Source organism: Peribacillus sp. B2I2 (genome assembly GCF_041261685.1).
Classification (GTDB): Bacteria; Bacillota; Bacilli; order Bacillales; family DSM-1321; genus Peribacillus.
This window is the reverse complement of sequence record NZ_JBGCCB010000001.1, coordinates 5,391,732-5,416,723: the sequence shown is the minus strand read 5'-3', so window position 1 is coordinate 5,416,723 and position 24,992 is coordinate 5,391,732. Positions and strand designations below refer to the sequence as shown.

21 protein-coding genes are annotated in these 24,992 nt (G+C 42.9%); 16 read left to right on the top strand and 5 right to left on the bottom strand.

What is annotated here, in order from left to right:
• Positions 1-166 precede the first annotated feature (166 nt).
• On the bottom strand, positions 167-913 hold the full coding sequence (locus ABIE66_RS27015) for an RsfA family transcriptional regulator (protein ID WP_370016880.1): 747 nt from the start codon (positions 911-913) through the stop codon (positions 167-169).
• Between the two features lie 291 nt (positions 914-1,204).
• Here ABIE66_RS27015 and ABIE66_RS27010 point away from each other — a divergent pair, with 291 nt between their 5' ends.
• The 3 genes from ABIE66_RS27010 to ABIE66_RS27000 all read left to right on the top strand — a co-directional run bounded on the left by ABIE66_RS27010 (position 1,205) and on the right by ABIE66_RS27000 (position 3,513).
• On the top strand, positions 1,205-1,426 hold the full coding sequence (locus ABIE66_RS27010; protein WP_048683566.1) for a YuzB family protein: 222 nt from the start codon (positions 1,205-1,207) through the stop codon (positions 1,424-1,426).
• 237 nt (positions 1,427-1,663) lie between these two features.
• Positions 1,664-2,971, top strand: a complete 1,308-nt coding sequence (locus ABIE66_RS27005) for an HD domain-containing protein (RefSeq protein ID WP_148358379.1) — start codon at positions 1,664-1,666, stop codon at positions 2,969-2,971.
• Positions 2,972-3,003: 32 nt separating this feature from the next.
• The gene (locus tag ABIE66_RS27000; RefSeq protein ID WP_370016879.1) at positions 3,004-3,513 is read left to right on the top strand and encodes a YwgA family protein; all 510 of its coding nucleotides are present in this window, start codon (positions 3,004-3,006) and stop codon (positions 3,511-3,513) included.
• Between the two features lie 29 nt (positions 3,514-3,542).
• Here ABIE66_RS27000 and ABIE66_RS26995 read toward each other — a convergent pair whose 3' ends face one another.
• Positions 3,543-3,728, bottom strand: coding sequence for a 2-hydroxymuconate tautomerase (locus tag ABIE66_RS26995; RefSeq protein WP_061465772.1), 186 nt, complete (start codon positions 3,726-3,728; stop codon positions 3,543-3,545).
• A 140-nt stretch (positions 3,729-3,868) separates the two neighbouring features.
• On the opposite strand from ABIE66_RS26995, the gene ABIE66_RS26990 reads away from it, so the two are divergent.
• On the top strand, positions 3,869-4,543 hold the full coding sequence (locus ABIE66_RS26990) for a site-2 protease family protein (protein WP_370016878.1): 675 nt from the start codon (positions 3,869-3,871) through the stop codon (positions 4,541-4,543).
• A 38-nt stretch (positions 4,544-4,581) separates the two neighbouring features.
• Positions 4,582-5,091: a YwhD family protein gene (locus tag ABIE66_RS26985; RefSeq protein ID WP_289314279.1), complete on the top strand. Its 510-nt coding sequence runs from the start codon at positions 4,582-4,584 to the stop codon at positions 5,089-5,091.
• 148 nt (positions 5,092-5,239) lie between these two features.
• On the opposite strand, the gene ABIE66_RS26980 is transcribed toward ABIE66_RS26985, so the two are convergent.
• Complete coding sequence (locus ABIE66_RS26980) at positions 5,240-7,309, bottom strand: transglycosylase domain-containing protein (RefSeq protein ID WP_289327078.1); 2,070 nt, start codon at positions 7,307-7,309, stop codon at positions 5,240-5,242.
• A 208-nt stretch (positions 7,310-7,517) separates the two neighbouring features.
• Between ABIE66_RS26980 and speE the strand changes: the two genes are divergently transcribed.
• The 4 genes from speE (at position 7,518) to argS (ending at position 11,624) form a co-directional block, all read left to right on the top strand.
• Positions 7,518-8,345 carry a spermidine synthase gene (gene speE, locus ABIE66_RS26975; RefSeq protein ID WP_053348438.1) on the top strand — a complete coding sequence of 276 codons (828 nt, stop codon included), beginning with the start codon at positions 7,518-7,520 and terminating at the stop codon, positions 8,343-8,345.
• Positions 8,346-8,359: 14 nt separating this feature from the next.
• Entirely contained in the window at positions 8,360-9,238 is an 879-nt protein-coding gene (speB, locus tag ABIE66_RS26970) for an agmatinase (protein WP_289327077.1), read from the top strand.
• 271 nt (positions 9,239-9,509) lie between these two features.
• Positions 9,510-9,950: a YwiB family protein gene (locus ABIE66_RS26965; RefSeq protein ID WP_289314282.1), complete on the top strand. Its 441-nt coding sequence runs from the start codon at positions 9,510-9,512 to the stop codon at positions 9,948-9,950.
• A 3-nt stretch (positions 9,951-9,953) separates the two neighbouring features.
• A complete protein-coding gene (argS, locus tag ABIE66_RS26960) occupies positions 9,954-11,624 on the top strand; it encodes an arginine--tRNA ligase (RefSeq protein WP_370016877.1) in 1,671 nt (556 codons plus the stop codon).
• Between the two features lie 51 nt (positions 11,625-11,675).
• On the opposite strand, the gene uvsE is transcribed toward argS, so the two are convergent.
• Both uvsE and cls read right to left on the bottom strand, forming a co-directional pair.
• Complete coding sequence (gene uvsE / locus ABIE66_RS26955; RefSeq protein WP_370016876.1) at positions 11,676-12,629, bottom strand: UV DNA damage repair endonuclease UvsE; 954 nt, start codon at positions 12,627-12,629, stop codon at positions 11,676-11,678.
• Positions 12,630-12,656: 27 nt separating this feature from the next.
• A complete protein-coding gene (gene cls, locus ABIE66_RS26950) occupies positions 12,657-13,856 on the bottom strand; it encodes a cardiolipin synthase (RefSeq protein WP_370016875.1) in 1,200 nt (399 codons plus the stop codon).
• A gap of 302 nt (positions 13,857-14,158) precedes the next feature.
• Here cls and ABIE66_RS26945 point away from each other — a divergent pair, with 302 nt between their 5' ends.
• The 7 genes from ABIE66_RS26945 (at position 14,159) to icmF (ending at position 24,943) form a co-directional block, all read left to right on the top strand.
• Positions 14,159-16,288 (top strand): (Fe-S)-binding protein, encoded by a 2,130-nt coding sequence (locus ABIE66_RS26945; RefSeq protein WP_289318256.1) that lies wholly within the window; start codon positions 14,159-14,161, stop codon positions 16,286-16,288.
• Positions 16,289-16,489: 201 nt separating this feature from the next.
• Complete coding sequence (locus ABIE66_RS26940) at positions 16,490-17,680, top strand: acetyl-CoA C-acetyltransferase (protein ID WP_370016874.1); 1,191 nt, start codon at positions 16,490-16,492, stop codon at positions 17,678-17,680.
• Positions 17,681-17,711: 31 nt separating this feature from the next.
• Positions 17,712-18,563 (top strand): 3-hydroxybutyryl-CoA dehydrogenase, encoded by an 852-nt coding sequence (locus ABIE66_RS26935; protein ID WP_370016873.1) that lies wholly within the window; start codon positions 17,712-17,714, stop codon positions 18,561-18,563.
• A gap of 37 nt (positions 18,564-18,600) precedes the next feature.
• Positions 18,601-19,731 carry an acyl-CoA dehydrogenase gene (locus tag ABIE66_RS26930; protein ID WP_289327071.1) on the top strand — a complete coding sequence of 377 codons (1,131 nt, stop codon included), beginning with the start codon at positions 18,601-18,603 and terminating at the stop codon, positions 19,729-19,731.
• A 28-nt stretch (positions 19,732-19,759) separates the two neighbouring features.
• Positions 19,760-20,899, top strand: coding sequence for an acyl-CoA dehydrogenase (locus tag ABIE66_RS26925; RefSeq protein WP_289327070.1), 1,140 nt, complete (start codon positions 19,760-19,762; stop codon positions 20,897-20,899).
• 115 nt (positions 20,900-21,014) lie between these two features.
• Entirely contained in the window at positions 21,015-21,665 is a 651-nt protein-coding gene (locus tag ABIE66_RS26920; RefSeq protein WP_289327069.1) for a TetR/AcrR family transcriptional regulator, read from the top strand.
• A gap of 11 nt (positions 21,666-21,676) precedes the next feature.
• Positions 21,677-24,943 carry a fused isobutyryl-CoA mutase/GTPase IcmF gene (gene icmF, locus ABIE66_RS26915; RefSeq protein WP_370016872.1) on the top strand — a complete coding sequence of 1,089 codons (3,267 nt, stop codon included), beginning with the start codon at positions 21,677-21,679 and terminating at the stop codon, positions 24,941-24,943.
• The last annotated feature ends 49 nt before the right edge of the window (positions 24,944-24,992 follow it).

Genomic DNA, 24,992 nt, shown 5'->3' with positions numbered 1-24,992 from the left:
GTATGATAGGCAGCAGAGGTATAATCACCGAACATCCTTGGACGATTTTATCCTTTTTTCTTGGCCATGAAAAAAAGAGCCTTGTTGGCTCCCTTTTTCGGATAAACATGGGTGAATGGCCTTTAGCATGTGGTTGATCTATGTAACTGAACCCCACATTATCAAATTACTCAGCCATTTTTTCCAAATTTCCATTCCGGTCCATCTTGAACTTAGTTGCCGGACGTTCCTCTTCTTCTAACAAGACCAGCTTTCTTGCTCGGTTCATGATATTCATCAAAGTTTCATAATCTTCCTGCATCAAGCCGCTGTTTTGTTCTAAGTGGCTGATTTTATTCTCCAAATCTTCGTTTCGCTTTTTCAGTCCTTTAATTTCGAGCTTCAATCTTTCATTTTCGGTTTTTAATACTTCGGCTTGAAGCATACGGCCATTCATAGATTCCAAATACGCGATGACGGTATCTAGGTTCATGGCTTTTTCCAAAGTTACTGGAGTGTTCTGTGGCTTAGGAGCGAGAGCTTCAGCCACAACGAATTCTTCTGCTGCTTCATAATTGGTGGTATCGACTTCGGATTGCAACTCTAGTTCCTCTTCTTGTACTTGAGAAACCATTATGTCCGAAATCATTGGGGACGGCGGTGTATAAAGAAGCCGTTTTTTCCCTCCTTGATCTTTTCCAAGAATCCTTTGCCGTTGCTTACGCTGTTTCTTGGCAAGGGATAGCGCTTTATCATAATTATGGCGGACAACTGCATTCCAGCGGAATCCGCATGCGGCAGAGGTGCGATTCAACTTATCTCCTACCTCTTCAAATGCATTTAGCTGAGTGCTGCCTTCCCGCACATGGCGCAATACCGTTTCTGCCAAAAGCAAATCATCTTCTTCTGTCCAGGCGTCTTGACGAACCTTCATTTCTACATACTCCCTTTCTGGTAACTTTTAAAATAAATAACTATATAAAATATCGTGTGGCAGTGATTTATGGAGTGTTCTACTAGCATTTTGGACAAAATTTGGATTTTTTATACAAAAAGGTTGAAAGGATACTAGTTTTTTGATTAATTACATCATTTGCTAGCGGTTGCCCTTTCCTTTTCACATCATCCAGCCCTCTTGATATTAATAAGTAGAAACGGTAAAATACCTTTTAGTCATATAAATGGAAAGAAAAATAGTTTGTCATGGAAAGGATGGTACCGGAGGATGTCCAATGAATTCAGAGTGTGTGATGACTGCTTGGCGGTAAACATCAAAACATTGATCCCCCGTCTTGAAAAGCTTGATCCCGACGCGAAAATTGAAGTGGGCTGTCAATCCTATTGCGGTCCTGGCAGAAAGAAATCATTTGCCTTCGTCAATAACCGTCCAGTTGCTGCACCGACAGAAGACGAGTTACTAGATAAAATCAATAAAAAACTAAAGTAGGATCCATGAGATATAGTTGGAGTGGATTGTTTGCTTTTGATAAATGGAACAAGCTGTTCATCACCCAGATTCAACAAACTGCGGTGATTTTTTATTTCCTTATTTTCGAGACTAAATCCGACGGGAACTTCCGTTTTCTTACAAAATGACCCCTCTTACTAGAAAGGGGAAAGTTAGGGTTTTTTGTCAAAACACGCTATAATGAGTGCATCGAGATTATGAAAAAGAGGGTAGTTCATGGAATATTCCGGCGAAAAATTACAAGAAGAAAAAGTATTCAAGGACCCGGTGCACCGATATATACATGTTCGTGATCGGGTTATATGGGATTTAATAGGAACGAAGGAATTCCAGCGTCTTCGAAGGATCAAACAGCTGGGAACGACTTATTTAACCTTTCATGGTGCGGAACATAGTCGGCTTAGCCATTCGCTTGGAGTATATGAGATAGTTCGGAGAATCGTCGATGATGTTTTCGAGGGCAGACCGGAGTGGAAACCTGAGGAACGGTTACTATCCCTATGTGCAGCCCTTCTGCATGATTTGGGTCATGGTCCCTTCTCTCATTCTTTTGAAAAGGTGTTTGACCTGGATCATGAGCAATTCACGCAGCAGATAATCGTCGGCGATACGGAAGTGAATAAGATCCTCCTTCGAGTAGGGCGTGATTTCCCGAAAAAAGTGGCAGAAGTCATAGCGAAAACCTATAAAGGCAAATTAGTAGTCAGCCTGATTTCAAGTCAGATCGATGCTGATAGAATGGACTATTTACAGCGTGATGCTTACTTCACTGGCGTGAGTTATGGACATTTCGATATGGAAAGGCTTTTGCGTGTAATGAGGCCCAGGGAAGAACATGCCGTCATAAAACAAAGCGGGATGCATGCGGTTGAGGATTATATCATGAGTCGCTACCAAATGTATTGGCAGGTTTATTTCCATCCAGTTACGAGAAGTGCGGAGGTCATACTTACCAAGATTCTACATAGGGCGAAACATTTATATGAATCCGGTTATGAGTTTGCTCAAGAACCGCACCATTTTTATTCATTGTTCAAGGGAGAAGTGACTTTAACGGACTATTTGAAAATGGATGAAGCGGTGATGCTCTATTATTTCGAAGCATGGGAAGAGGAAAACGATGCGATTTTAAAAGATTTATGCACTCGCTTCGTTAACCGTAAACTATTTAAATATGTGGAATTCCATCCATCGAACAGTCAAATGAACAGATTGATGGAATTAAGGACTTTATTCAAGAAGGCGGGCATCGATCCGGATTATTATCTCGTCGTAGATTCTTCATCGGATCTGCCGTATGATTTTTACCGGCCAGGTGAGGAAGAGGAGAGACTGCCGATTCACTTGCTGAAAAATAATGGCGAAATTCGGGAATTATCGCGTGAATCCGAAATTGTCGATGCAATTTCAGGAAAAAGAAGAACGGATCATAAGTTGTATTATCCAGCAGATTTATTGCGTGATGAATCTACGAAGAAAAATATAAAAAAACAGATTCGTAAGCTTTTGGAGCTATCGGATTAAAGTGGTACATTTTTGGTGAGGAGTGACGAGCCTTGTTTAAGGATCATGCAAACATTATCAATGCAATTTCTACTGCCGGTGAAATCTCGGGTCGGAAAAAATTACAAAAAATCGTTTATATCGCGAAGAAGCTGTCCTTCCCATTTCATGAGAAGTTTCAGTTTCACTTTTACGGACCATATTCGGAGGAGTTGACCTTACGGATTGAAGAGCTCTGCGAAATGGGTTACTTGAATGAAGTAAGGGAAAAAAAAGCAGGGTATTATCAGTATTGTTATTCGATTACGGACGCCGGCCAGGATTTCCTATCCATCCAGGAAGTGGAGATGCCAGCTCTTGAGGCATGCTTACTGGATATGAACGAACAGAATGCCCGGTTTTTGGAGCTTGTTTCAACGGTGTTATACTTTGACACGCTTGAAAAGGAAGAAGTCACCGAGAAACTTTTCACGCTGAAAAGCAAACAAAAATATACGCTTGAAGAAATTGATGAGGCATATGAATATATTGAGCAGTTAAAAACAAAAGCTAAGCCGAATTGATGGCTTAGCTTTTCCCCATTATGTAAAGCTCATTGATCGCTTTTACGGACACCGGCTACTGCCAAGTGATTTTTTGACATTTCTTCGATGAAAATCGTAACGGCTTCAGCTGGTGCTCCAGTTGTTTCCGTAACGGCTGCAGTCACCTTTTCAACTAAAGCTTTCTTTTGTTCGTCTGTACGGCCTTCAAGCATTTTGACTGTTACATATGGCATCTCTCATTCCCCCCTTCCTCTCTCATCTTGTAGTGTTTCACAATGGAAAAATAATTGCAAGACACGGAAGTCAGAGTTTTTTCACTTCTTGCTCTTTTGATGTATACTAACGGTAATAAATATTGGGGGAGAAGCTATCAATGCAATTCTTGGAGCAAATAGAACGGTTTTTGGTTTATCCTTTGGAACAGCTTCCATATGTTATTGTGTCACTGTTAATCGCATTTACGGTTCATGAATTTTCACATGCTTATGTAGCCTATAAGTTCGGTGACCCGACTGCAAAGAATGAAGGAAGAGTCACATTGAATCCGATTTCGCATTTGGATCCGATTGGAACTCTGTTGATATTGATAGCCGGATTTGGTTGGGCGAGACCTGTACCGGTTAATCGTTTTCATTTCAAGAATCCAAAATTGGCAGGGGTGCTTGTCTCTTTTGCCGGTCCGTTCAGTAATTTGCTTGTTGCAATTTTGGGGTATTTGATTTTTTATGGGTTGCTGGCGGCAGGCGTTGGACCTGATTTACCGTTCTTCGTTCAGCCATTCTTCGAGGTGCTCATCAACTTAAATATCCTTTTGTTTGTATTTAATCTGTTACCGCTGCCGCCGCTCGATGGTTATAGGATCGTACAGGATCTTGTTTCAGCTGACTTGCGGGCAAAAATGACCCAGTATGAACAATATGGCTCACTGATTTTTTTGATTCTGATCATCACACCGCTGAGCAAGTATACAATTGGCCCGATTTTGAACAATGTTGTACCATTGGTAGGCGACGTCCTGAGTCGGTTCTTTACACTTTTTCTTTTTTAAACGATAGGAAATGACAAACCATAAAGGGGGATATAAACATGGAAGAACAACCAAAGAAAAAGGTAGGCTTCAATATTATAAAAAACGACCCTACAGAAGGTCATGGCGGATATGGAGCAGGTGTTTTAACGCTCGATAATATTTCTCCGGTCATAATCGATGTGGATGCAGGTGAAGCCGAGGTCGATATCGGCGCGATGCATGCAAGGAGTGCAGTGGAAAAAGGAATTAAATTTTTAAAGACTAAAGAAGAGGTCCCGAATGCCAAACCTTACTGGCTTGTTTGGGTGACCATTGAAGCCACTCAAAATGGTCCGCACTATGCAGGTGTGACAGCTTGTGAAATGACGGTCGACCGCTCAATTAGACGCGGTTATAAATCGCTTCCGGAGCATGTTAACCGGATGGATAAATCACTGAAACGGCAAATCATCGTCGAGGACATGGATGATAAATCCAAACGTATACTTGCAGACTTCCTGAAAAACCATGATGCAGGAATGTGGGAGCGCTCTTCTGCACTGCTCAAGGAGTCATTGACGGTTTGAATCTGATTTAATCGATGAAATGTTAGGTTTAGTGAAAAATTCACTTGTAGGAAACGGATAAAATAAGTAAACTTAAAGACAGCAGTTTAGACACTGTGGAACTAGGACAGAAAAACCCCGAAGCCGCTACCGGCTTCGGGGTTTTTCGTTATCCCCATGGTTTTAAGACTTTTTTGTACCACGGTGCCTTCTTTTGTTCTTCTCCTTTTGGGGCATGTTTCGGGCTTTCACCCTTAAAGTGCTCGGCACAGTATTCGACAGGTTCGGAGCCTTTAACATAATAAGTAAGTCTTGAGGCAGGACAATCCTTTGTTGCCAATTTTCCACTGACGGGATTCACGTTTACCCCGATTACGTTTTCCGTTTCCTTAAACGATTTTGCTGGTTTACCTTGTAGGCCCTTTTCCATATAAGAAGCCCAGATTTTCTTTGCATAGCCTTTTTCAGCAGGGTTCTCGATCTTTTTACCTTGATCATATCCAGTCCATACTCCAGCTACAAGCTCCGGTGTGTAACCAATCATCCAGCTATCCGTCGGGGTGGAACCTGATTTGCCGGCATATGGGCGGGTCAGCTGGGAGCTGATGGTGCTGCCGGTCACTTTCGTATAGCCATTTAAGGTTTCATCAAAAACCCCGGTAAGCATCTGAGTCATGACAAATGCCTTATCCTCATCCAAAATCTGTTCCGGTTTCTTATTGCCATCAAAAATCACTTCACCTTTTTGATTTTCAACCTTTTTGATGAACACGGGTTCAACCTTCTTGCCGCCGTTAGCCAGAATGCTGTACGCATTCACCATTTCAATCGCCCTTACACCTGACGTACCAAGTGCAAGGGATGGAACGGCATCCATTTTCGCCGTGATGCCGAAACGATGCGCTGTATCAACCAGGGTCTGTTCCCCAAGGAACAGGTGTGTTTTTACGGCGAAGATGTTATCGGAAAGAGCAATGGCCTGAGCCATCGTTATTTCGCCTTCCGCATATTGATGGTTGTAATTATGCGGTGTATATGACGAGTGACCATCATCGAAAGAAAATGTAGTAATCTCACTTTTTAAAGTGGTAGATGGTGTGAAACCATTCTCCAGCGCTGAGTAGTATAGCAATGGCTTCATCGTGGAACCGGGCTGGCGAACAGCCTGTGTAGCTCGATTGAATGGCGACTCCGCATAATCTTTACCACCGACCAGTGCACGGACTTCCCCGGTGTCCGGATCCATTGCCACTATCGAAGCTTGAATCCCTGAAGACTTGGGTATGGTAGTGGAAAGGACCTCTTCGGCAACATCCTGCTGGGTTTCATCCAGTGTGGTATAGACCTTAAGTCCGCCTAGCTCGATCGTCCGGTCATCTAAATGAAGCTGTGATTTTAAAGCCTGCTTGACCGCATCCTGGAAATAAGGAGCGGTTTTATTGGTGACCGTTCCGTGCTCGCCCTTTAATGTAAGGGATGTTTGCAATGCTTCCGCGATGTTTTTTCCTGAAATGTAGCTTTTGTTTTTCATGGCTTGCAGGACAACTTTCTGCCTTGATTTCGCTTTTTCAAAGTTATCCAATGGAGAATAATTTGACGGACCTTTTGGTATTCCGGCCAGCATGCTCGCTTCAGGAAGAGTCAAATCCTTGGCATCCTTGCCAAAGTAATATTGACTTGCAGCTTGGGCTCCATATGCGCCATGGCCATAGTAAATCGTATTTAAATAGCCTTCTAGAATTTCCTTTTTTGAGTAGTTCATTTCTAAACGTACAGTATAGAAGGCTTCATTGAGTTTCCGCGACCACGTTTTGTCATGACCAAGAAAAAGGTTCCTGGCATACTGCTGGGTAATGGTGCTTGCACCCTGGACTTTGGACATTGCTTTGATATCCGCAAGGATGGCACCGCCGATCCGTTTTATATCAAATCCATTATGAGTGTAAAATTGACGGTCCTCAACAGCGACAGTTGCTTTGATGAGCTGTGGTGAAATCGAATCCATTCCGGCCCAATAACGTTTCTGGCCATTATCGGTTTCCCCGATCACATTTCCGCTATCACTATAATAGAGAGTGGACTGCGGCACGACCAAAGGAGGCGGACCTAATATTTTTGCATAAATCAGTAAGGAGAGAAGCAATACAAAGAGTATAGTGAGCCCGATTGTGGCAAGGATAATGAAGGCCCGTACATATTTAGTTGTCCTTTTAAATCGTTCGCTTGGAATCAATTCCATTGCTTTCACCTCTCTTATCAGAAAAAGAATCTATTATCTATTACTATTATGGAAAAAAAAGAAATTTTTAAACATAAGAACTGCATTTACGAAATTTATCTTGCATTTCTGCTAGATTCGTCTATAATTTTTCTAGCTAATGACTATACCGATTTTGGGGAACCTATTAGGTGACTGACAATATGAAATGGAAAAGGAGCGTTAATAAATGAGCATTTGGTTTACTGAAAAACAAACAGAGAATTTTGGTATTACGATGAAAGTGAATCGTACTTTACATACGGAGCAAACTGAGTTTCAAAAGCTGGATATGATTGAAACGGAAGAGTGGGGCAATATGCTATTGTTGGATGACATGGTAATGACTTCACAGCGTGATGAATTCGTTTACCATGAAATGGTAGCCCATGTTCCTTTATTCACTCATCCTAATCCAGAAAACGTTTTGGTTGTTGGCGGAGGGGACGGAGGAGTTATCCGTGAAATCCTGAAGCATCCAAGCGTAAAAAAAGCTACATTGGTGGATATCGATGGGAAAGTCATCGAATACTCAAAGAAATTCTTGCCTGAAATTGCAGGCATGCTTGAAGATCCGCGTGTAGACGTACAAGTGGGGGATGGCTTCATGCACATCGCCAAAAGTGAAAATGAATATGACGTGATCATGGTCGACTCAACTGAACCTGTTGGACCTGCTGTCAATTTATTCACTAAAGGTTTTTATGCCGGGATTTCCAAAGCTTTGAAAGAAGATGGGATTTTTGTGGCACAATCAGACAATCCTTGGTTTAAAGCAGACTTAATTCGTGATGTACAACGTGATGTAAAAGAAATATTCCCAATCACTAGCCTTTATTTAGCGAATATCCCGACGTATCCAAGCGGCCTTTGGGCGTTCACGATCGGGTCGAAAAAATATAATCCATTAGAAGTGACGGAAGACCGTTTTCATGAAATCGAAACGAAATATTATACAAAAGAACTTCATAAAGCAGCTTTCGTTCTGCCTAAATTCGTTCAAGATTTAGTGAAATAAGGGAGGCGTGGACCATGAAATTCGATGAAGCCTATTCAGGCAATGTATTCATTAAAAGCCACCCAGTTTTTGAAGAATCTGAAGCTGTGCTATACGGTATGCCGATGGACTGGACCGTAAGTTTCCGTCCTGGTTCCCGCTTCGGCCCTACCCGGATTCGAGAAGTTTCGATTGGTTTGGAAGAGTACAGCCCATATTTAGATCGTGAATTAGAAGAAGTTAAATTCTTTGATGCCGGAGATATCCCATTACCATTTGGTAATCCGCAGCGCAGCATCGATATGATTGAAAAATTTGTCGACAGCTTGTTGGATGCAGGTAAGTTCCCAATGGGGATGGGAGGCGAACACCTTGTCACATGGCCTGTCATCAAAGCCATGTACAAAAAGTATCCCGATATGGCCATCATCCATATGGATGCCCATACAGATTTACGTGAGGATTATGAGGGAGAACCACTTTCCCATGCTTCCATCATCCGCAAATCCGCGGAGCTTATCGGTCCGAAAAATGTATACTCTTTCGGCATCCGTTCCGGTTTGAAGGAAGAATTCCAATGGGCAAAAGAAAACGGCATGCACATCTCTAAATTTGAAGTTCTTGAACCTCTTAAAGAAGTACTGCCGCAGTTAGCAGGGCGTCCTGTATATGTAACGATCGACATCGATGTTCTTGATCCAGCGCATGCGCCAGGAACGGGCACCGTAGATTGTGGGGGCATCACTTCAAAAGAGCTTTTAGCTTCGATTCATGAGATAGCCCGATCTGAAATTAATGTAGTCGGCTGCGATTTAGTTGAAGTTGCACCGATTTATGACCCATCCGAGCAGACAGCGAACACGGCGAGCAAGCTGATTCGCGAAATGATTTTAGGTTGGGTTCAAAAAGGTTAATGGATGGAAGACTTGACTGTTCCTGTTTTTTAGCAGGAATGGTCTTTTTTTATCCATCCCTGAAAAGAATTTACACCTGATTGACTCTTTTTTAATTCCACCCAATGGAGTCATTATTGCGTTAAAATCAAATGAATTGCAACAAGATGATTTCGACAGTTTATCCTCAATTTTTTGGAATTACATTTTATTTTCCGCTCCAAGTTGAAACTTCCTTGAAGAGTATTTATACTTATAAAGTTAAGAACGACATGATGAAGGAAGTGTAGCTTTGACTCTTCATGATATAGATAAGCATGCTATTAAAGTGACTTTACAGACAAAAATCAAGCATGGCTCAGAAACCGAAACGTATGAGCTGGTCACATTTGGTACAAAAATGTATAAAGGTTCAGATTTATATTTGCAATATAAAGAGGAAAGTGAAGTCGGTCAAACACAAACGACCATCAAGCACAAAAAGGATGAAACGATCCTGCTTAGAAATGGTGCCATTAAAATGAGGCAGCTTTTCCGCCTACAGGAAGCGACAAATGGACATTATGAAAGTATATATGGCAGGTTAGGGTTACGGACGACCACAAAGAAAATTCATCATCAATGGGATGAGCAGTCCAAACAAGGGAAACTTGTTCTTAAATATACGTTACATATGCAGGGAAGCGAACCCGGTCAATATGAGATGACGATTTCCTATAAGGAGGAAGCATAGCACATGAATATAGTAAAAGAGGTACAGGAAAAACTGAAAGAAGAAATTAAAGCGGCGGTCATTAGAGCTGGTTTAGCAACGGAAGAGCAGATTCCAAATGTTGTATTGGAACTTCCAAGAGATAAAACACACGGAGATTACTCCACGAATATGGCCATGCAATTAACGAAGGTTGCAAAGAAAGCACCCAAAATGATAGCCGAAGCAATCATCGAAAACTTTGACAATTCAAAAGCGTCCATTGAAAAAATAGAAATTGCAGGACCAGGTTTCATAAACTTCTACATGAATAATTCTTATTTGACCGAATTGATTCCTGTCATTTTGAAAGTGGATGGAGCATATGGGGAAAGTGACTTTGGAAAAGGTGAAAAAATCCAAGTGGAGTTCGTTTCCGCGAACCCGACCGGTGATCTCCATCTAGGTCATGCCCGTGGTGCAGCAGTAGGTGATACGTTATGTAATATCCTGTCTAAAGCAGGTTATGATGTTTCACGTGAATACTACATCAATGATGCAGGTAATCAAATCAATAATTTGGCCATTTCCATAGAAGCCCGTTATTTCCAGGCACTTGGCCTCGAAAAGGATATGCCTGAGGGCGGTTATCATGGCGAAGATATCATTGGAATCGGTAAAACGCTCGCAAGTGAATATGAGGATAAATATGTAAATGCGGATGAAAAGGAACGTTTTGAATTTTTCCGTGAGTACGGCTTGAAATATGAAATGGAAAAATTGAAAACGGACTTGGGAAATTTCCGTGTCGGATTTGATGTATGGTACTCGGAAACATCCCTATATGAAGACGGTAAAATTGATGAAGCCCTCAAAGTGTTGAGGGAAAGGGGCCATGTCTATGAGGAAGAAGGGGCTACATGGTTCCGCTCTACGGAATTAGGCGATGACAAGGACCGGGTGCTTATTAAACAGGATGGGTCTTACACATATCTGACACCTGATATTGCCTATCACCGGAATAAATTGGAGCGCGGCTTTGAAACGTTGATCAATATCTGGGGTGCGGACCACCACGGCTATATCCCGCGTATGAAAGCAGCGATCGAAGCGTTAGGGTACAAACGTGAGCAGCTTGAAGTGGAAATCATCCAGCTTGTTCACCTGTACAAGGATGGCGAGAAAATGAAGATGAGTAAGCGTACTGGTAAAGCAGTTACGATGCGTGATCTTATTGAGGAAGTAGGACTGGATGCAACACGTTATTTCTTTGCGATGAGAAGTGCGGATACTCATATGGACTTCGATTTGGATCTTGCGGTATCACAATCCAATGATAACCCGGTTTATTATGCACAATATGCTCACGCCCGCATTTCCAGCATTTTACGCCAAGGTGTGGAACAAGGGATCAGCTATGAAGGAATCACTGATTTCTCTTCCCTTTCTACTGAAAAAGAAGTGGAGCTTTTGAAGAAGTTAGGTGAATTCCCGCAGGCAATAGCGGAAGCAGCCGAAAAACGTATGCCTCACCGCATGACGAATTATATATTCGACCTCGCTTCCACATTCCACAGCTTCTACAATGCCGATAAGGTTTTGGATGTTGAAAAGTTGGAGAGAAGTAAGGCACGTCTAGGACTGGTTAAATCCGTCCAAATTACTTTAAAGAATGCATTAGCTATAATCGGGGTTTCGGCACCGGAAAAAATGTAATGGAAAAAGCGGCTGTTTCTAGCGAAACAGCCGCTTTTTTTTTTAGGTTAATTAGCACTCGACTGCACCGCCGCTCACCCTTTTTACACCACGAACCTTAGATATATCTTCAATTAGCTGCAGCATTGCCCGGTCCTTCATCTTGGCCTCGATCATGAAATCCACGTCCTGTCCAAGCTCTTTAAGAACTTTAAAAAGGGGCATGATAAAGTCCAAATCGATATAATCTGCATGCGAGCGAAATTCACCTGCCGATTTTGGGGATGAAATATGAATCTTTGGTACCGCCCCTGCCTGACTCCAAGTGGTGAACACCTCGGTGAGCAGCTCGTTAAGTGGCTCATCTGAAAGGTTTGCGAGATGATGGTGGTAATCGAATACAAGTGGGATGCCTTCCCTTGTACATACGCTCAGTGTTTCAGATGCTGTATACGTTTTATCATCATTCTCCAAAGTCATTCTTTCCTTGACATGCATAGGAAGCGATTTAAGGTTGTCATGAACCCTTACTATGGCGGACTCTTTATCACCATAGGCCCCACCGACATGGATATTGATGAAAGAGGTGTCCGCAATGCCCATTGCTTCCAGCATTTTATAATGGAACTCCATATCTTTTACGGCATTTTGTGTAATCTCGGGTTTAGGGCTGGTAAACAGCGTAAACTGATTGGGGTGAAAACTGACCCTCATCTTGTGTGCAGTAACCCAATCCCCAAGCTGTTTCCACTCTTTTTTAAAAGGAGTCACGAAATCCCATTCTATTTCGGGATGTGTGGCTAAAGGCACAATGGAACTGGACATCCGGTATATTTCTACTTGGTGGGCGGTGTTATATTGAAGGACCCTTAAGGTATTTTCAATGTTCTGCCGTGTCACACTCAGGAGTTTTTCCATCCCTTTTTCCGTGCCAAGTGTGCTATATCGCTTGAAAGTAAGTGTTTTAGCTGGAGAAGCTTCCCATAAACAGGTGGCGTTGGATACGAAACCAAATCTTATTTTCATTATATTTTCTCCTTGAACAACGGGATTTCAAAGAAAAGGGGAAAGGATGGAAGCCAACGATTCTTTTACTGAACGGACTACATTCATGGATAGCGCGTCCCCGCTTAATGGCTTGGATTCAGCTAGGTCGACCGCCAATTCCTTTTCTACATCTCTTATGAATGTCGGGTCAAATACCAGACAATTGATTTCACTATTTAAAAAATAACTGCGTTTATCAAAATTAGCCGTACCGATATCACAGATTGTATCATCAATCAGTATCACTTTGGAATGGTAGAACCCTTTTTGAAATTGCATGATTTCTGCCCCTTCTTTTAATAGTACCCGAAAGTAGGGAAAGGAAGCTTCCTTGACAAGGGCATGGTCTGAATTTTCGGGCACGATGACCGTAACGGAAACATTGCGTGCAAGGGCTTCCCTTAATTCGTGAAATAAAGTTTCACTGGGAATGAAGTATGGAGTCCCGATAATGATTTTTTTATTGGCTTGCTGAATCAATCGTGTCATGGACAATTCAAGATCACTTCCATTCGTGACAAAAACCTGATTTGCCTGCGACCCAGGATTCAGTGTCGGGAAATAGGCAGGTGTTCCCCTGTAATCCTCGTTTGTATCATGGAACCAATCCGTGAGGAAGACTTCCTGAAGGTCCTTGACCCCCTCTCCGGTCATTTTCAAATGATAATCTCTCCAAGGGTTCAGCTTCTCCCCTTGGTTTATATATTCCTTACCGATATTAAAGCCGCCAAGATAGCCGATTTTGCCGTCTATCACTGTAATTTTACGGTGGTTTCTTTTTTGTATTGTATAGAAAAGGAAGGGGAGTTTCGGTTTAAAGCTAAAAGAAAAATGAACGCCGCTTTTAGTTAGTTCCTGAATGGATTTGCGGGACATCTTTTTACCTCCTACCCAATCGACTAAAAGCCGCACTTCCACGCCCTCTTCCGCTTTTGATTGCAGTAAATTCAAAAAGTCCTTGCTGAATTTATCATTTTTTACAATATAAAAAAGGATATGGATGGAATCCTTAGCTTGCTTGACCTCTTTCATAAAATCATCAAACAGGATTTTCCCTGAAGTGAATACAGTCATGTCACTGTTCCGAGGCGGATATTTAACGTTGGTTGCCTGTTTCATATAACGCTTATGCCCTAACTTAAGATCAACCCAGCACCAAGTGAAGATCAATAAAAATATAGAGGCAAGCTTAGTGATTATTTTCAAAAAAAATCCCCCCTAAATGATTTCATTTTAGTTTGGCTCAAATTCCCTGTTAGTAACCATTAAAAAGCGGGGGAAAGGGTCCTCATTTTTTTTAGAATACAGAAGGGGAATTTACGGAATTGTCGAATTATACATTAAAGTGCATAAAACTAAATTTTTTTTAGAAAGAAAAAAGTTGACTGAATGCTCATTCATTATATAATGGAATTAATCAAATTTCAGAAAAATGCCATTTTTCTATTTTATTTAAATGGTTACCTGGCATTTACAATTTACTTAGAGGGGGGAAAGACTGCATGGAAATGAATGGCTTACTATGGATCAACTTAGTTGCATTCCTGCTTGTAATCGCTTACGCCGCCGGTTTATTTGTCTATTTGATAAAAACTCGTATAGCTTATATAAAACTTGGCAAAAAAGTGGAATTCGATAACCGTGTGAAAGATCGTCTTGTGAAAATAGGGGTTTATGTATTTGGACAGAAGAAGCTCTTTAAGGATAAAAAGAGCGGAATCATTCATGCCTTGTTATTTTATGGTTTCATCTTAGTGCAATTTGGCGCAATTGACTTTTTCGTCAAAGGTTTAAGACCGGGGTGGCATTTACCGTTTGGCCCTGTTTATCCAGCCTTTACTTTCTTCCAGGAAATTGTGACGCTTACCGTTCTTGTTGCAATCTTATGGGCGGCTTACCGTCGTTATGTCGAGAAGCTCGTTCGCTTGAAAAGGGATTTCAAAGCAGGTTTGGTTGTCATCTTCATTACCGGTATCATGATTACCGTATTACTGGGGAATGGAATGGGAATGATCTGGCATGGTCACGATGCAACTTGGTCAGAGCCAGTCGCATCAAGCATCGCTTTCCTATTCGGCTGGATGGGGACAACAGCAGCAACAGTCGTTTTTTATGTAGCTTGGTGGCTGCATTTACTGATCATACTATCTTTCCTTGTTTATATCCCGCAATCTAAGCATGCTCACTTGATTGCCGGTCCGATAAATGTATTCCTGAATCGCCTGGACAATCCAGGGAAATTGAAACCGGTTGATTTGGAAGAAGAGGTCCTCGACAAAGAAGGCAATCAATATTACGGTGCCAAATATATCGAAGACTTGACGCAGTATCAAATGGTGGACCTCTATGCCTGTGTGGAGTGCGGGCGCTGTACGAATATGTGCCCGGCTACAGGTACCGGTAAAATGCTGTCACCAATGGATATCATCATCAAGATGCGTGACCATTTAACAAATACAGGCGCTGCTGTTACAACGAAGCAGCCATGGGTACCATCTTTTGTTTTTGGAAATAACAAGGGAAATAAGATAGCTTTGGCTGGTGCCGCGCAGGGGGCGCAGGAATCAGCTGCAGCAACGGAAGCTTACAGCCCGAGCTTGATTGGTGAAGTCATTACGGAAGAAGAACTTTGGGCTTGTACCACATGCCGGAACTGTGAAGATCAATGCCCGGTAATGAATGAACATGTCGACAAAATCATCGATATGCGCCGTTATCTAGTGTTGACAGAGGGCAGGCTTGATCCTGATGCTCAACGTGCCATGACAAATATTGAACGTCAAGGAAACCCGTGGGGACTGAACCGTAAAGAGAGAGAAGATTGGCGCAGCCTTCGGGAAGATGTTAGCGTCCCTACCGTGAAGGAATTACAAAAGGCAGAAGAAGAATTCGAGTATTTATTCTGGGTGGGTTCAATGGGGTCGTACGATAACCGAAGCCAGAAAATTGCCCTTTCCTTTGCTAAATTAATGAATGAAGCGGGCGTCAAGTTTGCGATTCTCGGAAATAAGGAGAAAAACTCAGGGGATACTCCTCGTCGATTGGGTAATGAGTTTGTTTTTCAGGAACTTGCAATGAAAAATATAGAAGAATTCCAAAAGAATGAAATAAAGAAAATCGTTACGATCGATCCGCATGCATACAATATCTTTAAGAATGAGTATCCGGATTTCGGATTGGAAGCGGAAGTGTACCATCATACTGAATTGTTAGCCAAACTTGTTAGTGAAGGCAGGTTGGTGCCACAGTATCCGGTGAATGAGACCATTACATTCCACGATTCCTGTTACTTGGGAAGGTACAATGAAGTTTACAGCCCGCCGCGTGAAATTTTACAATCCATTGATGGTGTGAAGCTTATCGAGATGGAGCGTAACCGTGAAAAGGGTATGTGCTGTGGAGCTGGAGGCGGTTTGATGTGGATGGAAGAGGAAACGGGTAACCGCATTAATGTGGCCCGTACTGAACAAGCACTAGCCGTCAGTCCAACAGTGATCAGTTCCGGATGTCCTTATTGCCTGACCATGCTATCTGATGGGACGAAAGCAAAAGAAGTTGAGGAAAATGTTAAAACGTATGATGTAGCAGAACTACTCGAAAAAGCGGTCATTGGTGAAAATAAATCGATTGCATCCTAATTTAAAATGGAATTGCCTGCTTCTTCTATATGGGATGAAATAAATGGAAGCAGGTAATTTTTTTCAATATTTACACACTAAATATTTTCATTTTTGGGAAAATTGTATAATATAGTATGATATTAAGCGCTTACAACACTATTTTTTTAACTCCATATTGAGCGAGCGTTCAATCAATGTTACTTATAGGGGGAAATAATGATGGCAAAAACAGTGATTATTAGCGGTGTGAGAACACCTTTTGGTAAATTTGGCGGTGGTCTTAGCAGTTTGACGGCATCACAACTTGGTGGAATTGCAATCAAAGAGGCACTTGTTCGGGCAGGGATTGAAGGCAGCGAAGTAGACGAGGTCATCATGGGGAATGTGCTTCAAGCGGGCCAAGGACAAATACCTTCCCGCCAGGCAGCACGTCATGCTGGGTTGCCTTGGGAAGTGAAAACGGAAACCATTAATAAAGTATGCGCATCAGGACTTCGCAGTGTCACATTTGCTGATCAGATCATTCGCCTTGGTGAAGAAGAAATCATTATTGCCGGCGGAATGGAATCGATGAGCAATGCGCCTTATATCCTTCCGAAAGCAAGGTGGGGACTAAGGATGGGTGATGGCGAACTGAAGGATACCATGATTTCGGATGGACTTAGCTGCAGCTTTACAGGCGCTCATATGGGGACTTACGGAAACAGTACTGCCGAGGATCTTGAAATCACCCGTGAGGAACAAGATAGCTGGGCTTACGAGAGTCATCAAAAGGCGATAAAAGCAATCGATGGCGGTATTCTTGCAGAAGAAATCATTTCCGTACAGGTGCCTGTGCGAAAAGGCGAACCAATTACCATCGAACATGATGAAGCCCCAAGAAAAGATACATCTGCCGGGAAGTTAGCTAAATTAGGTCCAGCTTTCAATAATGAGGGGACCATTACGGCTGGTAATGCTCCGGGTGTCAATGATGGGGCCGGTGCACTCGTATTGATGAGTGAGGAACGTGCGGAAAAAGAAGGGAAAACGCCTTTTGCCTATATTTTAGCTCATGCAGAAGTTGCAGTGGAAGCAAAGGACTTCCCTAAAACGCCAGGTTTGGTCATAAATGAACTCCTGAAGAAGACAGGTAAATCGATAGAGGAAATTGATTTGTTTGAAGTGAACGAAGCATTTGCAGCGGTTGCACTGGCAAGTGGGAAAATTGCCAACATCGAGCCGGGAAAAGTGAATGTTAACGGAGGGGCTGTAGCATTAGGTCACCCAATCGGTGCAAGTGGTGCCCGCATCATCATTACACTGATGCATGAATTGAAACGTCGCGGAGGAGGTTTGGGCATTGCAGCGATCTGTAGTGGCGGCGGTCAGGGAGATGCCATTTTAATCGAAGTGCCGAAACAAGGATGATAGTTTCATAGATTATTGAGGAGGGGTTTTCATGAGCATTCAAAAAGTGATGGTCATTGGTGCGGGACAGATGGGATCTGGCATTGCCCAGGTTTGTGCAATGAGCGGTTATGAAGTTCTTTTACACGATTTAAAAGATGAGTATGTAGAAAAGGGATTAGGGACAATCACCAAGAACCTTTCCCGGCAAGTTGAAAAAGGGAAAATGGAATCCGAGGAGAAAGATTCAATCCTTTCCCGCTTGACGTCATCGACGGATTTGAAAAATGCAGCAGCGGTGGATTTAGTAATTGAAGCTGCAGTGGAAAATATGGAAATTAAAACAAAAATATTCGCCGAGTTGGATGAAATCACACCACAGCACGTCATTCTTGCATCCAACACTTCTTCGCTTCCGATTACCGAGATAGCCGCAGCCACGAAAAGGCCTGAAAAGGTAATTGGCATGCATTTCATGAACCCCGTTCCAGTCATGAAGCTGGTTGAAATCATTCGTGGCCTTGCTACATCGGATGAAGTTTATAAAGAAGTTGAAAAGATGGCAGAAACCTTGAACAAGGTACCGGTGGAAGTCAATGATTTTCCAGGTTTCGTAGCGAATAGGATTTTAATGCCGATGATCAATGAGGCCATCTATACACTTTACGAGGGCGTCGCTACTAAAGAGGCGATCGATGATGTAATGAAGCTGGGAATGAACCATCCGATGGGCCCGCTTACACTAGCTGACTTCATTGGGCTCGACACATGCTTATACATAATGGAAACCCTTCACCAAGGACTGGGTGACGATAAATATCGACCGTGTCCGCTGTTAAGGAAATATGTAAAAGCTGGGTGGCTAGGCAAGAAATCAGGACGCGGCTTTTACGAATATAACTAATCATAGAAAGAATTTGCACCTAGGAAGGAGTGAAGGAATGGATTTCAAGTTTACCGAAGAACAGGAAATGATACGGAAGATGGTAAGCGACTTTGCGGTGAATGAGATTACCCCTCATATCGAGGCAATGGAAAGAGGCGAATTTCCAAAAACGATACTGCAAAAAATGGGTGTGCTTGGTTTGATGGGAATCCCTATCCCGGAACAATACGGTGGCACGGGTATGGACTTTATGTCTTATATCATCGCCATCAACGAGATTTCCAAAGTAAGTCCCACTCTCGGTGTCATACTGTCCGTTCATACTTCTGTTGGCACAAATCCAATCGTTTATTTTGGAACGGATGAGCAGAAGCAAAAATATGTGCCTAAGTTAGCTGCTGGTAAATTTCTTGGCGCCTTTTGCTTAACTGAGCAAAGCTCAGGTTCGGATGCTGCGAGTTTGAAATCAAAGGCGGTAAAGGAAGACGGAGTATATCGAATAAATGGATCAAAGGTATTCATCACAAATGGCGGGGAAGCTGATGTATTCATTGTTTTTGCCTCAACCGATCCGCAGATGGGAAGCAAGGGAATATCAGCTTTTATCGTGGAAAAAGGAACCCCAGGCTTAATCATCGGTAAAGATGAACGTAAAATGGGCCTTCATGGCTCGAGCACCGTGCAGGTAACGTTCGAGGATATGAAAGTCCCTGCAGCCAATCTCCTTGGCGAAGAAGGTGAAGGCTTTAAGATCGCAATGGCCAACTTGGATGTGGGAAGGATCGGGATTGCTGCCCAAGCGCTGGGAATTGCTGAGGGTGCCATGGAACATGCCGTCCAATATGCAAAAAGCAGGGTGCAATTCGGCAAACCTATTGCCAAACAGCAAGGGATTGGTTTCAAACTGGCTGAAATGGCAACGGGCATAGAAGCTTCAAGGCTACTGGTCTATCGGGCGGCTTATTTACGCTCGCATGGATTGAAGTGCGGTAAAGAGGCGGCCATGGCTAAGCTATTCGCTTCGAGGACGGCTGTCGAGGTGGCGATAGAAGCAGTCCAAGTTTTCGGAGGCTATGGTTATACAACGGAATATCCGGTCGAACGCTATTTCAGGGATGCAAAGGTAACTGAAATTTATGAGGGTACCAGCGAAATACAGAGAATGGTCATCAGTAAGAATCTATAATTACGATAAATTTTTGGAGGGCATAGCCATGCAATTTAAATTAACGGAAGAACATGAAATGATCAGAAAAATGGTCCGCGACTTTGCCCAGAATGAAGTGGCTCCGACAGCTGCCGAGAGGGATGAAGAAGAACGGTTTGACCGTGAGATCTTCGATAAAATGGCTGAACTTGGATTGACTGGGATTCCGTGGCCTGAGGAATACGGCGGAATTGGAAGTGATTACTTAGCGTATTGCATAGCGATTGAGGAACTTTCCCGCGTTTGCGCTTCTACTGGGGTGACTTTATCAGCCCATACTTCGCTCGCAGGATGGCCAATATATAAATTTGGGTCTGAAGAACAAAAACAAAAATACCTTCGCCCGATGGCACAGGGTGAAAAAATCGGTGCATACGGCCTGACTGAACCCAGCTCAGGCTCAGATGCAGGCGGTATGAGAACGACTGCAAAGCTTGTAGGTGATGAATATATTATCAGCGGTTCAAAAATCTTCATTACGAATGGCGGGATTGCGGATACATATGTCGTGTTTGCATTGACAGATCCAAAATCCAAACAAAAAGGAACGAGTGCCTTTATCGTTGAAAAGGACTTCCCTGGTTTTAGTGTTGGTAAAAAAGAGAAGAAGCTGGGAATCCGTTCATCACCGACCACGGAAATCATCTTTGATGAGTGCCGAGTTCCTAAAGAAAATCTCCTTGGAAAAGAAGGGGAAGGCTTTAAAATTGCAATGATGACGCTTGATGGCGGACGGAATGGAATTGCTGCCCAGGCCGTAGGCATAGCCCAAGGTGCATTGGATGCCGCAGTTGATTATGCAAAAGAGCGCGTCCAATTCGGCAAGCCAATTTCTGCACAGCAAGGAATCGGTTTTAAATTGGCGGATATGGCAACAGGTGTTGAAGCTTCCAGGCTATTAACCTATCAGGCTGCCTGGTTGGAATCAGAGGGCTTTCCTTATGGAAAAGAGTCGGCCATGTCCAAACTTTTTGCCGGGGATACAGCAATGAAAGTGACGACAGAAGCCGTCCAAGTTTTCGGGGGTTATGGATATACAAAAGATTATCCAGTAGAGCGGTATATGCGCGATGCGAAAATAACCCAGATTTACGAAGGTACACAGGAAATTCAAAAGCTGGTCATCTCACGGATGGTTACTAAATAGGATTGAAACTGAGGTTTTCCGATAAGGCACTGCCCTTACCGGAATTCCCTTTTCAATTTATATGGAAGGATGTCTTTGGTAATTAAATGATGGGCTTTCTAAAAGGAGTTTGAAAATGGAAAAAAGAGAGGTTCTTGCATCTGTAAAGGATGAGCGGCTGGTTGAAAAAAGGCGTACACAAATGATTAAAGGAGCGGTGACCCTTTTTAAGGAAAAGGGATTTCATCGTACGACTACCAGGGAAATCGCCAAAGCGGCCGGCTTTAGTATCGGCACGTTATACGAGTATATCCGAACCAAGGAAGATATATTATATCTCGTCTGTGACTTTATCTATGATGAAGTCCAGGAAAAGCTTCAGAAAGAAATAGAACAGAGTGATGGGACACTTGAAAGTTTGAAGCTGACGATCGCCTATTTTTATAAAGTGATGGATGATATGCAGGACGAAGTGCTGGTCATGTATCAGGAAGTGAAAGCTTTGACGAAAGATGCCTTACCTTATGTTCTGAACAAGGAACTTCGGATGGTAGGCATGTTCGAAAAGGTGATAACGAAATGTGTTGAGAATGGGGAGCTGTTTTTGACTGAAAAACAAATAAGCCTTGTTTCACATAACATTTTCGTTCAGGGACAGATGTGGAGTTTTAGAAGATGGGCTTTGCATAAACAGTATACGCTTCAAGAGTATGTTGAACTGCAGACGCAATTATTGATTCAAAATGTATCGCTTCAGAAAAGCACTGATATAAATATGTTTCAATAAGGAGGAGCCAAATGAGTACAGTCAAAGTGTATAAACCGAAGAACCATATCAGATTCGTTACAGCTTCGAGTTTATTTGATGGACATGATGCATCTATCAACATAATGAGGAGAATCCTTCAGTCCAGCGGGGCAGAAGTCATTCACCTAGGTCATAATCGTTCGGTGGAGGAGATCGTGAATGCGGCCATCCAGGAAGATGTTCAAGGCATAGCCATGTCATCATACCAAGGCGGGCATGTGGAATATTTTAAATATATGTATGACCTACTGAAGGAAAAGGGAGCCGAGCACATTCGGATTTTTGCCGGCGGAGGCGGGGTCATCATCCCGAGGGAAATTAAGGAACTCCATGATTATGGGATTGCCCGTATCTTTTCTCCCGATGAAGGTCGGGAATATGGGCTTCAAGGCATGATAAATGTATTGATGGAGGAGTGTGATTTCTCGACTGTCAAACCATCTTTACAGGAACGTTTTGATGAATTGATCGCAGGGGGGACAAATGCCATTGCCCAATTCATTACCTTTGCTGAAAATAGACTCGATGCTTCACAGGAATCGGCGGCAGCGGTGGAGAGTCTTTTTGAGCAGATCAAGACTTCGGAAAAGAAGGTTCCGGTCCTTGGGATTACAGGGACGGGCGGCGCCGGAAAAAGTTCATTGACTGATGAATTGATACGAAGGTTCATTAACGAAGTTCCAGACGAGAAAGTCGCCATTCTTTCTGTCGACCCGACCAAACAAAAAACAGGCGGTGCCTTGCTTGGTGACAGGATTAGAATGAATGCGATTTTTTCAGAGCGTGTTTATATGCGAAGCTTGGCCACGCGTCATTCAAAAAGTGAGTTGTCTTTGGCGATAAGGGATGCCATTTCAGTCGTGAAGGCAGCTGGCTTCGATTTAATCATCGTTGAAACGAGTGGAATTGGTCAGGGAGATGCAGAAATTGCCGAGATATGCGATGTATCCATGTATGTAATGACGAGTGAATTCGGTGCGCCTTCCCAACTTGAAAAAATCGATATGATTGATTACGCAGACTTGATAGTCATTAACAAATATGAGCGCAAAGGCTCTGAAGATGCTAAAAACCAAGTTCAAAAACAATACCAAAGAAGCCGTACGCTTTTTGATCAAGATCCATCTGAAATGCCAGTATATGGAACGATCGCTTCACAATTCAACGACCCAGGCACCAATGCTTTATTCGCTGCACTGATTGAAAAGCTTAATGAAAAATCAGGGACGGATTGGAGTACCGCCTTTTCGAAAGAAGCGGATGTTTACAAGCAAAATGTCATAATTCCAACTGATCGTCGTTATTATTTACGTGAAATCAGTGATACGGTCAGATCGTATCATAAACGTGCGGCTGAACAAGTGCGTATTGCCCGCAGGCTTTTCCAGATTGAAGGAGCAATTGAAGCAGTTAAGGAAAATGAGAACAACGAAGACATGGTGGCTTCTTTAGAAAAATTGAAAAAGGAAACCGCTTCGAATTTATCACCTGAATCTAAAAAAATCCTTTCTGGATGGATGGATTTAAAGGAAAAGTATGCGGGGGAACAGTTTGTAACGAAAGTCAGGGATAAAGAAATCATCACGAAGCTGAAAACTAAAAGTTTATCAGGTTTAATGATTCCGAGAGTATCACTGCCTAAATATGTTGATTATGGAGAGATCTTAGGATGGGTATTCCGTGAGAACGTTCCGGGCTTCTTTCCTTACACAGCGGGAGTCTTTCCATTCAAGCGTGAAGGGGAAGACCCGAAGCGGCAATTTGCCGGCGAAGGATCGCCCGACCGAACCAACAGGCGTTTTCATTATTTGTCAAAGGATGATAATGCTAAACGGCTAAGTACGGCTTTCGATTCTGTAACTCTATATGGAGAGGATCCTGATCACCGGCCTGATATCTATGGAAAGGTAGGGGAAAGCGGAGTCAGTATCTGTACGTTGGATGACATGAAAAAGCTGTATGCAGGCTTTGACCTATGCCACCCCTCGACCTCTGTATCCATGACCATCAATGGACCGGCACCAATCATTTTGGCCATGTATATGAATACTGCAGTCGATCAGCAGGTTCAACGGAAAGAAGAAGAGTTAGGCCGTTCTCTTACGGAAGCCGAACTTGAAGAAGTGCAGGCTTATACTCTTCAAACAGTACGCGGAACTGTTCAAGCGGATATTCTGAAAGAAGACCAAGGCCAGAATACATGCATCTTCTCTACGGAATTTGCTTTAAGGTTAATGGGGGATATTCAAGCTTATTTCATCGATCGGAAAGTCAGGAACTATTACTCTGTATCCATTTCTGGCTATCACATTGCAGAAGCGGGTGCCAATCCCATTTCACAGCTGGCTTTTACATTAGCAAATGGCTTTACTTACATTGAATATTATTTAAGCCGCGGAATGAATATTGATGACTTTGCCCCGAATCTGTCGTTCTTCTTCTCGAATGGACTGGATCCGGAATATACGGTTATCGGCAGGGTGGCAAGAAGGATTTGGGCTACAGTCATGCGGGATAAATATGGTGCGAATGAACGTAGCCAGAAGCTGAAATATCATATACAGACTTCAGGGCGCTCCCTTCATGCGCAAGAAATTGATTTTAATGATATCAGAACGACACTTCAGGCTTTAATGGCACTGCAGGACAACTGTAACTCCCTGCATACCAATGCGTACGATGAAGCCATCACGACGCCTACAGAAGAATCCGTTCGCCGGGCAATGGCCATACAAATGATCATTACAAAGGAGCATGGGCTCTCAAAAAATGAAAACCCGATGCAAGGTTCCTTCATCGTAGAGGAATTGACGGATCTGGTTGAAGAGGCTGTACTGCAAGAGTTCGATCGCATCAATGATCGAGGCGGTGTGTTGGGTGCAATGGAGACACAGTATCAGCGCGGGAAAATCCAGGATGAATCGATGCATTATGAAATGAAAAAGCATACGGGCGAATTGCCTATCATTGGGGTCAATACGTATTTGAACCCAAATCCTCCTTCTGAAGAAGCTGTGAACAGCATGGAGATTGCCCGTGCAACAAAAGAAGAGAAGGAAGGGCAAATCATCAACCTTCAGGCATTTCAGGAAAGAAATAAGGAGTTCACTGATGAAGCCCTGACAAAACTGAAAGTGGCTGCCATGAATGGGGAAAATATCTTTGCTGAACTCATGAATTGCGTGAGAGTGGCCAGTTTGGGCCAGATAACCAGGGCGCTATACGATGTAGGCGGTCAATATCGAAGAAATATGTAGTGTAAGAAGGGGGGCTCCGACGTTTAGGAGCCTCTTTTTTTAAAAAATT

Excerpts from the sequence above, each read along its gene's own strand:
- ABIE66_RS26940 (WP_370016874.1), top strand. The coding sequence starts at position 16,490 with ATGGCAAAAACAGTGATTATTAGCGGTGTGAGAACACCTTTTGGTAAA.
- ABIE66_RS26945 (WP_289318256.1), top strand. The coding sequence starts at position 14,159 with ATGAATGGCTTACTATGGATCAACTTAGTTGCATTCCTGCTTGTAATC.
- ABIE66_RS26930 (WP_289327071.1), top strand. The coding sequence starts at position 18,601 with ATGGATTTCAAGTTTACCGAAGAACAGGAAATGATACGGAAGATGGTA.
- ABIE66_RS26995 (WP_061465772.1), bottom strand. The coding sequence starts at position 3,728 with ATGCCATATGTAACAGTCAAAATGCTTGAAGGCCGTACAGACGAACAA.
- ABIE66_RS26920 (WP_289327069.1), top strand. The coding sequence starts at position 21,015 with ATGGAAAAAAGAGAGGTTCTTGCATCTGTAAAGGATGAGCGGCTGGTT.
- ABIE66_RS26980 (WP_289327078.1), bottom strand. The coding sequence starts at position 7,309 with ATGGAATTGATTCCAAGCGAACGATTTAAAAGGACAACTAAATATGTA.
- uvsE (WP_370016876.1), bottom strand. The coding sequence starts at position 12,629 with ATGAAAATAAGATTTGGTTTCGTATCCAACGCCACCTGTTTATGGGAA.
- ABIE66_RS27010 (WP_048683566.1), top strand. The coding sequence starts at position 1,205 with ATGTCCAATGAATTCAGAGTGTGTGATGACTGCTTGGCGGTAAACATC.
- ABIE66_RS27005 (WP_148358379.1), top strand. The coding sequence starts at position 1,664 with ATGGAATATTCCGGCGAAAAATTACAAGAAGAAAAAGTATTCAAGGAC.
- argS (WP_370016877.1), top strand. The coding sequence starts at position 9,954 with ATGAATATAGTAAAAGAGGTACAGGAAAAACTGAAAGAAGAAATTAAA.
- icmF (WP_370016872.1), top strand. The coding sequence starts at position 21,677 with ATGAGTACAGTCAAAGTGTATAAACCGAAGAACCATATCAGATTCGTT.
- ABIE66_RS26925 (WP_289327070.1), top strand. The coding sequence starts at position 19,760 with ATGCAATTTAAATTAACGGAAGAACATGAAATGATCAGAAAAATGGTC.
- speB (WP_289327077.1), top strand. The coding sequence starts at position 8,360 with ATGAAATTCGATGAAGCCTATTCAGGCAATGTATTCATTAAAAGCCAC.
- ABIE66_RS27015 (WP_370016880.1), bottom strand. The coding sequence starts at position 913 with ATGAAGGTTCGTCAAGACGCCTGGACAGAAGAAGATGATTTGCTTTTG.
- ABIE66_RS26990 (WP_370016878.1), top strand. The coding sequence starts at position 3,869 with ATGCAATTCTTGGAGCAAATAGAACGGTTTTTGGTTTATCCTTTGGAA.
- speE (WP_053348438.1), top strand. The coding sequence starts at position 7,518 with ATGAGCATTTGGTTTACTGAAAAACAAACAGAGAATTTTGGTATTACG.
- ABIE66_RS26935 (WP_370016873.1), top strand. The coding sequence starts at position 17,712 with ATGAGCATTCAAAAAGTGATGGTCATTGGTGCGGGACAGATGGGATCT.
- ABIE66_RS26985 (WP_289314279.1), top strand. The coding sequence starts at position 4,582 with ATGGAAGAACAACCAAAGAAAAAGGTAGGCTTCAATATTATAAAAAAC.